Raw genomic sequence first — 10,270 nt, 5'->3', positions numbered from 1 at the left:
TCATCATGGTGTACGGGCTCCTTTGCTGGCTTGCTCATGTTCCTCAATCAGGGCTTGCAAAACGGCACGAGCCATGAACAGGGGGTAGCGGCGGGAGTCTATACAATCGTCAGGGATGCGACATGTACGCATTCATCCACTTCAATCAGCAATTTACTGGTTGCCAGCTTCCACGAACATGACACGAACATTACATGAATGTAATTCAAGGGTCATTCGGTGGAAAGTGCCCAACCCATAGCATGACCTGCATTGCGTCGAACTGTGCCGCTCAGGATGGGGTGGCGTTTAGAACGACTTCCGAGTCATCTATGGAGGATTTCAGGCCATGCCGCCTCGTTCACCCTTTTTTATCGTGCCCCCACAGGGCCTTTCTCGTCGGCGTTTCGTCCAAGGGTTAGCCGCCGGCGGCGTTCTCGCTGGGCTGTCCACGCCGGCGTTCAAGGCATTTGCCCAGCAAGGCTCCGCGACGCGCGGTGCCGCCCCTGTGCTAAAAGGCACCGAGTTCGACTTGGTGATCGCCGAATCGCCCGTGAACTTCACGGGCAAGCCAGGCGTGGCTACGACCATCAACGGCTCGCTGCCGGCACCGACATTGCGTTGGCGCGAGGGTGACACCGTCACAATCCGTGTGACCAACAAGCTGCGTGAAGCCACATCCATCCACTGGCACGGGATCATCCTGCCGTATCAGATGGATGGCGTGCCGGGCATTAGCTTCAAAGGCATCGCTCCCGGCGAGACCTTCACGTACCGCTTCAAGGTTCAGCAAAGCGGCTCCTACTGGTACCACTCGCACTCCGGCTTCCAGGAACTCACGGGCATGTACGGGGCGATCATCATCGACCCCGCTGGCGCCGAGACCATCCGCGCCGACCGTGACCACGTGCTGCTGTTCTCGGATTGGACCGACGAAGACCCGATGCGGGTGTTCACCAAGCTCAAGTCCCAAAGCGACTACTACAACTACAACCAACCTACCGTCTTCGACTTCTTCCGGGACGCCTCGCGCGACGGCATGGCCGCTGCGATCGACAAGCGCAAGATGTGGAACGAGATGCGGATGAATCCGACGGATCTCGCCGATCTGTCCGCCGCCACGCTGACCTATCTGGCCAACGGCGTCACCCCCGCCGGCAATTGGACGGCGTTGTTCCGACCGGGGGAGCGCGTGCGGCTGCGCATGGTCAACGGTGCGGGCAACACCTTCTACGACGTACGCATTCCCGGACTGAAACTCACGGTGGTGCACGTCGATGGTGTTGACGTGGAGCCGGTGACGGTCGATGAGTTCCGATTCGGTCCGGGCGAAACCGTCGATGTGATCGTCCAGCCACGGGATGACGCTTACACGATCTTCGCCCAGGCGATGGACCGGACAGGCTACGCGCGTGCCACGCTGGCCGTGCGTGAAGGTCTTCAAGCTCCCGTGCCTGCCCTCGATCCGGTCGAATGGCTGACCATGAACGACATGATGGGCGGCATGATGGGGGGCATGGACCATGGCGGGTCCGGCCAGGCCATGGAGATGACCGGGATGACGGGCATGACGGGCATGACGGGCATGACCGGGATGACCGGGATGACCGGGATGGGCTCGGGTTCGATGTCCGGGATGGATCATGGGGCGATGGCTGGCATGAACCACGGTGGCATGGCGATGGATCACAGCCAACACGCCGCGGCTGCGGGGGGACTGGCCGTGCCCAGCACTACTGCCCGCCACGCTCGCACCGAGTATGGTGCCAGCACGGACATGCGCGTTGACATGGCGCGCACCAACCTCGATGACCCCGGCATTGGACTGCGCAACAACGGTCGGCGCGTGTTGACCCTCGCGGATCTGCATACCCCGTCGGGGCCGCTGGACAAGAGAGGCCCTGGCCGGGAGGTCGAATTGCACCTCACGGGCAACATGGAACGCTACGCATGGTCCCTGGACGGGCTGGAGTTCGGAAAGTCCACGCCGGTGCACTTCAAACACGGCGAGCGGCTGCGGGTCATTCTGCACAACGACACCATGATGACCCATCCCATGCACCTGCACGGCATGTGGAGCGAGCTGGAAAGCCCCGACGGTCGCTTCCTTGCGCGCCGCCACACCCTGCCGGTGCAGCCGGCACAACGCATCAGCTTCCTGGTGACAGCCGACGCGCTCGGCCGCTGGGCGTGGCACTGCCACCTGATGTTCCACATGGATGCCGGCATGTTCCGCGAAGTCGTGGTGTCTTGAACCCAGCGCACAAGGAAGACCAAGAATGTCCAAAGCACTCCCCACTCGCGCACTGGCCACGACGCTACTGGCCCTGGTAAGCGTCGCCGCACAGGCACAAGCACAGAACGACCATGCTGCGCACGGCCAGGCCGACTCTCAAACGGCCGCGCCATCCACTCAGACCGTGGCTCCTGCCGCCGACCCGCACGCGGGTCACGCGGCGTCGGCGAGCGGCTCGACCGCGGCCCCGGCCATGGATCACGGCAACATGCAGATGCAGGGCGGGTCGGCGCCTCCTGACGCCCGCGATCCGCATGGCTACTCCAATGGCCTGACATTGGGATCGGGCGACTACGCCGTACCCGGTGTGCCGCGGCTGATGCTGGCCGACGAACACAGGTTCTTCTCGTTGCGCGGCGAAACCCTGGAACGCCGCTTCACGCGCAAAGGGGACGATTCCACGGCCTACGACCTCCAGGCGTGGTATGGGACGACCTACAACAAGGCCGTCGTGAAGGCCGAAGGCGATATCGCCAAAGGAAAGCTCGAAGAATCGCGTACCGAGCTTCTCTGGGGGCACGCCGTCGCACCGTACTGGGACACCCAGCTCGGCATTCGGGTGGATAACGGCGAAGGCCCGAGCCGTCAATGGTTGGCTTTCGGCATCCAGGGCCTCGCCCCCTACTGGTTCGAGCTGGAGGCGACGGGCTACGTGGGAAGTGGCGGACGTACGGCGCTGCGTGTCGAAGGCAGCTACGAGCTGCTGCTGACCCAGCGACTGATTCTGGAGCCTCGCGCCGAGTTGCAGTTCTATGGCAAGGACGACCCGGAACGCGGTATCGGCAAGGGCTTGGCCGAAGCGTCTGCTGGCTTGCGCCTGCGCTATGAATTCAGTCGCCAGTTCGCCCCCTATATCGGCGTGGAACGGGCGGGCAGCTTCGGACGCACCGCGGACTATGTGCGTGCCGAAGGCGGCCGCGCGCAGCAGACGCGCTGGGTGGCTGGCGTGCGATTCTGGTTCTAGAACCTAGCGGGTTTGATCATCTGATGAGAGGCAATCTATGAACATGCACTACGACAGAAGCCAGGGCAAAGTGCCGAGACGCCAGGCATTGATCGCTGGCTTGTTGGTGATGGCACTCGCAGGACCGAGCCTGGCGCAGAGCCGACCGATTGCCAAGGTCTGGAAGGACCCGAGCTGCGGATGCTGCAAGGACTGGGTCTCACACCTGCAAGGCGCAGGCTTCGATGTGCAGGTTCTCGACACCGGGAACACGGCAGCGCGCACGCGGCTGGGCATCCCGCAGAAGTACGGTTCGTGCCACACGGCGCAGATCGGCAGCTATGCCATCGAGGGTCATGTGCCTGCCTCGGACATTCAACGCTTGCTGCGCGAAGCCCCGCAGGCCATCGGCCTTGCGGCGCCCGGCATGCCGGTCGGTTCGCCCGGCATGGATGGTCCGGCCTATGGTGGACGCAAGGACGCCTACGACGTGCTGCTGATCGGGAAAAACGGTAGCAGCACGGTCTATCAGTCGCATCGCTGACCATCCATCAACCCTTCTCCGTGGAGATATGCCATGCAGCATCAGCACACACATACCCCCAGCGATCGTCCCCGGTTCTGGCGATCGCGCTACGGCGTGGCGTTCCTCATCATCGCCGCTGTCGCCGCGTATTTCCTGCTCAAGGAGCACACGGCACATGTTGCCGGCTATCTCCCCTTCCTGCTGCTGGCGGCTTGTCCGCTGATGCACCTGTTCATGCACCGTGGTCACGGCCACGGCGGACACGATCATGCCGCGCGTCAGGGTGAGGAAGGTGCCGCAGCCTCCAAGGAGCAGAAGCAATGAGTCGAGGCACTCGCACCGTGCGAGCACGCGACGCCGCGCTTGTCTCCTTGCGCGCGTGCGGCCTGCTGCGATCACCAGACACCAACGGTTAACGGCGGAGGGCACTTGTCACTATGAATTCACCCAGCAAGTCTTCAGGACATGAGCACGCAGGCATGGCGGCGGGTGCCACAACGTCCGGCACGCATACCCACCACCATCACGCCAGCCATGCTGGAAGTGACGATGCGGGCGGGCCCTCAAGCCACTCGCAGCCCGATGCCTCGACACGAGATCCGGTGTGTGGGATGGCGGTCACGGCGGCGTCGGAGCACCGCTCCACGCACTTGGGGAACACGTACCTGTTTTGCAGCACCGGATGCAAGGCCAAATTCGACGCCGATCCGGCGCGATATGCCAGCGGTGGCGCGGGCATAGGCACAGGCAGCGGCCATGCACCGCATCACCATGCCAGCACCGCGATTTCACCGGCCCCGGCGGCATCGCCAACCGCACCCGGAACAATCTACACCTGCCCGATGCACCCGGAGATCCGCCAGGATCATCCGGGAATCTGCCCCAAGTGCGGGATGACGCTGGAGCCTCTGCTGCCCGACCTCGACGACGACAACCCGGAGTTGCGTGACTTCTCGCGTCGCTTCTGGTGGACCTTGCCGTTGACGCTCGTGGTCCTGGCGCTGGCGATGCTGGGCGAGCGGCTACACCTGATGGACATGGCTACACAGAGCTGGGTCGAGTTGGTGCTGTCGTTGCCGATCGTGCTGTGGGCCGGCTGGCCCTTCTTCTCCCGCGGCTGGCTGTCCGTGGTCAACCGCAGCCCGAACATGTGGACACTGATCGGCCTGGGAACGGGTGCGGCATTCATCTACAGCGTCGTGGCAACCGTTGCGCCGGAAGTGTTTCCAGCTTCCTTCATGTCCATGGGACGGGTCGGCGTGTATTTCGAGGCCGCCGCCGTCATCATCTCGCTGACACTGCTCGGCCAGGTGCTGGAACTCAAGGCGCGCTCCCAGACTTCGGCGGCCATCAAGTCGCTGCTGGGGCTGGCGCCCAAGACCGCGCGGCGCATCAATGCGGACGGCAGCGAGGAAGACGTGCCGCTCAGCCATGTGCACGTCGGCGATCTGCTGCGCATCCGACCCGGCGAGAAGGTGCCGGTGGATGGCATCGTGCACGAGGGCAGCAGCTCGATTGACGAATCCATGCTGACCGGCGAACCGCTGCCCGTAAGCAAGCGCGCGGGCGACAAGGTCATCGGGGCCACACTCAACACCAGCGGCGCGCTGGTCATGCGTTCGGAGCGGATCGGCTCGGACACCGTTCTGTCGCAGATCGTCCAGATGGTCGCCCAGGCGCAGCGTTCCAAGGCGCCGATGCAACGCATGGCCGATGTCGTTGCCGGCTACTTCGTGATGGCCGTCGTTGCCATTGCGGTCACGACGCTCTTTGTATGGGGATTCTTCGGGCCGCAGCCCACCTGGGTCTATGGACTCATCAATGCGGTGGCCGTTCTGATCATCGCCTGCCCGTGCGCGCTGGGTCTGGCCACGCCGATGTCGATCATGGTCGCAACGGGCCGTGGCGCCACGCAGGGCGTGCTATTCCGCGATGCCGCGGCGATCGAGAATCTTCGCAAGGTCGATACCCTCGTCATCGACAAGACAGGAACCCTGACCGAAGGCCGACCTGCTTTCGATCAGGTCGTCGCAGCACCCGGCTTTACGAACGATGAGGTGCTGCGTCTTGCGGCCAGCCTGGACCAGGGCAGTGAACACCCCCTGGCCGACGCCATCGTGCAGGCCGCGCGTGCCCAGGGCCTCCAACTCGTGAAGCCTCAGAGCTTTGAATCGGGAACCGGCATCGGCGTGCGCGGAAAGGTTGAGCACCGGCAACTCGCGTTGGGCAACACAGTGCTGATGGAACAGTCTGGCGTATCGGTGGAACCGCTCGTACCCCAGGCCGAAGCTCTGCGCGGCGAAGGGGCAAGCGTCATGTACTTGGCTGTGGACGGGCAGCTCGCGGGCTTGCTCGCCGTATCCGATCCGGTCAAGGGCAGCACCCCCGAGGCCCTGGCCGCGTTGAAGGCTGCGGGCCTGCGGGTCATCATGGCCACCGGGGACGGGCAGACCACCGCCAAAGCCGTCGGTGCACGCCTAGGCATCGACGAGGTGCATGGTGAGGTCAAGCCGGCGGACAAGCTCATGTTGATCGAGCGGCTGCAGAAAGAAGGACGCATCGTCGCCATGGCCGGAGACGGCATCAACGACGCGCCGGCCTTGGCGAAGGCAGACGTGGGCATCGCCATGGGAACGGGGACCGACGTGGCGATGAACAGCGCCCAGGTCACGCTGGTCAAGGGCGACCTGCGTGGCATCGCTGTCGCTCGCACGCTCTCGGTGAGTACCGTGCGCAACATGAAGCAGAACCTCATGTTCGCCTTCCTCTACAACGCGCTGGGCATCCCCATCGCCGCCGGGGTTCTCTATCCCCTCACGGGCTGGCTGCTGTCGCCGCTGATCGCAGCATTGGCGATGAGCCTGAGTTCGGCGTCGGTCGTTGGCAACGCCTTGCGCCTGAGAGCGAGCCGACTGTGACCGGATTTTCTTTCTGAACCTACAGGAGCCTGCTATCGCCCAGCGAACCGTTTCTTTCGTTCCACGCCGTTGCGAAGGTGCAAGCCTTATCTCGGCACTTCGTTCTTAAACCACTCCTCACACATCAAGGTAGAAATCTCTATGACCCGTTCACATTTCATCGCCAAGCTCGTCGCGCCGATCGCTGCTGGTCTGTTCGCCACCGCCGCATTCGCGCATCCTTCGCTGGTGTCTTCAACGCCAGCCGACAAGTCGCAGGTTTCCGCGCCAGCCACCATCGAGCTGAAGTTCTCCGAAACGCTGGTGCCGCAGTTCTCCGCCGCGAGCCTTGTCATGACTGGCATGCCGGGAATGGCGAGCCATGGCCCGATGAAGATCAACGCCAGCGTCGCGGGTGCCGGCGACGGCAAGACCATGGTCATCACGCCAGCACAGGCGCTCCAGCCCGGCGACTATCGCGTCGAATGGCGTGCCGTCTCCTCGGACACGCATCCGATCACGGGTAACGTCACCTTCAAGGTGAAGTAAGCCCATGGCCGGGGATTGGTTGACCATCGTCCTGCGCCTGGCGCTTTATCTGGACCTGGCGGCGGCGTTTGGCGTCGCCATGTTCGGACTCTATGCTTTGGGCAACGACGAGCGATCCTCGACGATCTCGCGCCGCTATCGCGTCCTCATTGGCGCATCCGCTGCCATCGGCATTGCCCTGTCGATGTGGGGCATGACGGTCATGGCCAAGGCCATGTCCGGCGCCCAAAGCTACGCGGAGCTGTCAACGCACGTTTTCGACATGCTCATTACGGGCACGCACATGGGCATCGCCTGGTGCATTCGCATCCTCGCGCTGTTGGTGTGTGTGCTCGTCGCAATGTTGAAATTGAACGCTACCTTGCGATTTGCAGTGATGGCGCTCTCCACCGGCGTGGCGCTGGCGACCCTTGCGTGGGCAGGCCACGGCGCCATGGACGACGGCGTTCGCGGCTACATCCATCTTGCGTCGGATATCACCCACCTCTGGGCAGCGGGCGCTTGGGTGGGCGCATTGTTGGCGTTCTTGATGCTGGCATCCCACAAGCGGGATGTCGCGCAAGACCCGGTAGCGGTCCTCAGTCGGACGTCGAATGGCTTTGCTCGCATAGGTACAGCGATCGTGGCTGCACTCGTCGTGAGTGGAACTCTCAATTACCTGTTGATCGCCGGACCATCGTTTGATCCGCTCATCTCGACGCTGTATGGCCGGCTGCTGATGGTAAAGCTCCTGCTTTTCGCAGGCATGCTGGCGTTGGCTGCTGCCAATCGGTATCGGTTGAGCCCGAGCCTGGAGGCAGCTTTGAAGGCAGGCAATCGCGCACAGGCAGTCATCAAGCTTAGGCAGAGTCTGTTCACGGAGGCAACCTTGGCCGTTTTGGTTCTGGCGAGCGTTGCATGGCTTGGCATCTTGTCTCCCACTGGAACCTAATCCTTCATGGGCGGCAGATGACAGCGCATGAATTGAATGTAATGCACGGGTAAGCCCTCTGTAGACCGCCTGCTTCTACATTTAACGACGCGGCGCAAGTTGTCGTCGTTTTTACAAAGGAGTCGATCATGAAATCGCAAATTGTCATTGCCGCCCTGTTGAGCGCTCTCTCCGTGCCAGCCTTCGCCGGTCATGCAGCAGCCCAAGCAGCCAAGGAGATGGTTCCCTTGGCTGACGGGGGAACGCTGTACATCTTCAAGGACGGAAAGATGGCACAGGAAAGCCGCTTCGGGCGCGCCGTCTATCTCAATGTCGGGGCTTCGGTGTCGACGAAGGATGGGCGCAACATCGCGATCACCAGCAATGAAGTCGCTCGCCTCGGCTCGCTGCTACAAAAAGAGCACGGCGGATGACGCCGCGGGTGTGCGGTGCTTTTCAAAGCTTCTGCACAGTGTGACAGAGACGCGCGCCCCGATTGGGCGCGCGCGATTGGGACGCGTCACGAGCAACCACGAGCGCTCAAGATGCCAGTTTTTGCGATGTCAAGCGCATCAACTTCCCTGGAATGGATCCAGCCTCCACATCCACCGTGATTCGTCCACGGGACATCTTGCGCGAATGAGAACCTGCGAGGAGCCCGATTTATGGAGTTGCGTCATCTACGATGCTTTGTCGTCTTGGCAGAGGAGTTGCATTTCACGCGGGCGGCCGAGAGGCTGCATATAGAGCAACCCCCCTTGTCTCGCGCGATCAAGGAATTGGAAGATGAGCTTGGGGTCACGCTGTTTGACCGCGACCGCAGGGGTACACGGCTGACCGTGGCGGGGGCGGCATTCTTGCAGGACACCCGCCGACTCTTCACTGTCCTGGAGCAAGCGCGTGAGAATGCCAGAGCCATTGCCGCGGGCCTGAGGGGCAGCCTGCGCATTGCAATTTCCGATGGTGCGATGGACCCACGACTATCGGCGTTCCTAGCTCGTTGCCGCGCGGAAGAGCCCGAGGTCGAGATACGTCTCTCCGAGGTACCGCTGACCGAGCAGATACGGGGCCTACGGTCTGGCGACTTCACGATCGGATTTGCACACGCGGCGGATGTTGGCGAAGGCATCGTGGCTGAACCGATCTGGCGAGACCCGATTGTGATCGCCGTGCCAGCGCGGCACTCGCTTCTTGCGCACAAGCAAGTTCCGCTCAACGAACTTCAGGGTCACCCACTGGTTCTGTGCGACAAACTGGCCTGCGAAGGCTACTGCCGAGAACTAAATCGGCTGCTACAGGTTCTGGAACACAGGCTCAACGTTGTCGAAGAAGTGTCGTCGCTGGACATGATGCTAACGCTGGTCGGCGCAGGCTATGGGATTGGTTTCATGACAGCGACCAAGATTCCCATCAGCCAGAGGCCGGACGTGGTGATTCGCCCTCTGGCGCAGGACACGGCGGTAATCACAACCTATCTGCTTCGGCCAGAAAGCAGCAACTCATCGGTTTCGCTGGATCGCTTCATGGAACGTCTGCGAGGACCTCCGGATGACTAAAGCGTCAATGCCCATCTGAATCGTGCGCCGCAGCACGAAGATTGCGTTCGGCTGCGCTGACGAGTTCCGCAGCACTAAGCTTGAGTCCGGCGGCGATTCTTAAGATCAGAGCGAGAGTGGGCATGTGCTCCCCACGCTCTATTTTGCCCATGTGCGATCGCTCGATCCCTGCTTTCGCAGCCAGTTCTTCCTGAGCAATACCTTGCGTCAGGCGGGCGACACGAACGGCCGCTCCGAATGCCAACGCTGGCTCGGCGTCGAAAGTGGTAGTGCCTGGGGGACGGCCTCGTCGGACAGTTCGCTTCTCCATCCTTGGAAGCGTCGAACAGTCCCGACAATTTAACCACGTTAAGTTTAACTCAAACTAGCTATCATGAAGACTTTCCATCCTTGTCTTATCGCTTCTTGGGGCCTCTCATGCACGACGCCACCAGCCCACGCCCACAGCTCAGGCTCGCCATAGCGCCTGGTGTGGCCTCTTCGAACCTAGCTGTCGCATCCCTGACGATTGTATAGACTCCCGCCGCTACCCCCTGTTCATGGCTCGTGCCGTTTTGCAAGCCCTGATTGAGGAACATGAGCAAGCCAGCAAAGGAGCCCGTACACCATGATGA

11 protein-coding genes are annotated in these 10,270 nt (G+C 62.2%); 10 read left to right on the top strand and 1 reads right to left on the bottom strand.

The genetic code is table 11. The features are described from left to right. The 10 genes from FK527_RS17390 to FK527_RS16835 form a co-directional block, all read left to right on the top strand. On the top strand, positions 1–198 hold a 198-nt coding region (locus tag FK527_RS17390; protein ID WP_222116176.1), incomplete at its 5' end, for a hypothetical protein. A 130-nt stretch (positions 199–328) separates the two neighbouring features. After that, on the top strand, positions 329–2,233 hold the full coding sequence (locus FK527_RS16875; protein ID WP_013391820.1) for a copper resistance system multicopper oxidase: 1,905 nt from the start codon (positions 329–331) through the stop codon (positions 2,231–2,233). Positions 2,234–2,258: 25 nt separating this feature from the next. Then, a complete protein-coding gene (locus FK527_RS16870; RefSeq protein ID WP_013391821.1) occupies positions 2,259–3,239 on the top strand; it encodes a copper resistance protein B in 981 nt (326 codons plus the stop codon). 37 nt (positions 3,240–3,276) lie between these two features. Continuing rightward, the gene (locus FK527_RS16865; protein WP_013391822.1) at positions 3,277–3,762 is read left to right on the top strand and encodes a DUF411 domain-containing protein; all 486 of its coding nucleotides are present in this window, start codon (positions 3,277–3,279) and stop codon (positions 3,760–3,762) included. 33 nt (positions 3,763–3,795) lie between these two features. Next, entirely contained in the window at positions 3,796–4,068 is a 273-nt protein-coding gene (locus tag FK527_RS16860; RefSeq protein ID WP_013391823.1) for a DUF2933 domain-containing protein, read from the top strand. Positions 4,069–4,223: 155 nt separating this feature from the next. Further along, positions 4,224–6,662, top strand: coding sequence for a heavy metal translocating P-type ATPase (locus FK527_RS16855; protein ID WP_425460460.1), 2,439 nt, complete (start codon positions 4,224–4,226; stop codon positions 6,660–6,662). Positions 6,663–6,803: 141 nt separating this feature from the next. Then, a complete protein-coding gene (gene copC / locus FK527_RS16850) occupies positions 6,804–7,190 on the top strand; it encodes a copper homeostasis periplasmic binding protein CopC (protein ID WP_008063308.1) in 387 nt (128 codons plus the stop codon). 4 nt (positions 7,191–7,194) lie between these two features. Further along, positions 7,195–8,121: a copper homeostasis membrane protein CopD gene (gene copD / locus FK527_RS16845; RefSeq protein WP_016445094.1), complete on the top strand. Its 927-nt coding sequence runs from the start codon at positions 7,195–7,197 to the stop codon at positions 8,119–8,121. 128 nt (positions 8,122–8,249) lie between these two features. Beyond that, positions 8,250–8,534, top strand: a complete 285-nt coding sequence (locus tag FK527_RS16840) for a CopK family periplasmic copper-binding protein (protein ID WP_003090336.1) — start codon at positions 8,250–8,252, stop codon at positions 8,532–8,534. 231 nt (positions 8,535–8,765) lie between these two features. Further along, positions 8,766–9,656 carry a LysR family transcriptional regulator gene (locus FK527_RS16835; protein WP_013391826.1) on the top strand — a complete coding sequence of 297 codons (891 nt, stop codon included), beginning with the start codon at positions 8,766–8,768 and terminating at the stop codon, positions 9,654–9,656. Between the two features lie 4 nt (positions 9,657–9,660). On the opposite strand, the gene FK527_RS16830 is transcribed toward FK527_RS16835, so the two are convergent. Next, the gene (locus FK527_RS16830) at positions 9,661–9,966 is read right to left on the bottom strand and encodes a helix-turn-helix domain-containing protein (protein WP_013391827.1); all 306 of its coding nucleotides are present in this window, start codon (positions 9,964–9,966) and stop codon (positions 9,661–9,663) included. Positions 9,967–10,270: the final 304 nt, after the last annotated feature.

Origin of the sequence: Extensimonas perlucida (assembly GCF_007655255.1) — a bacterium.
Lineage (GTDB): Bacteria > Pseudomonadota > Gammaproteobacteria > Burkholderiales > Burkholderiaceae_C > Extensimonas > Extensimonas perlucida.
This window is presented reverse-complemented; position numbering and strand designations above follow the sequence as displayed.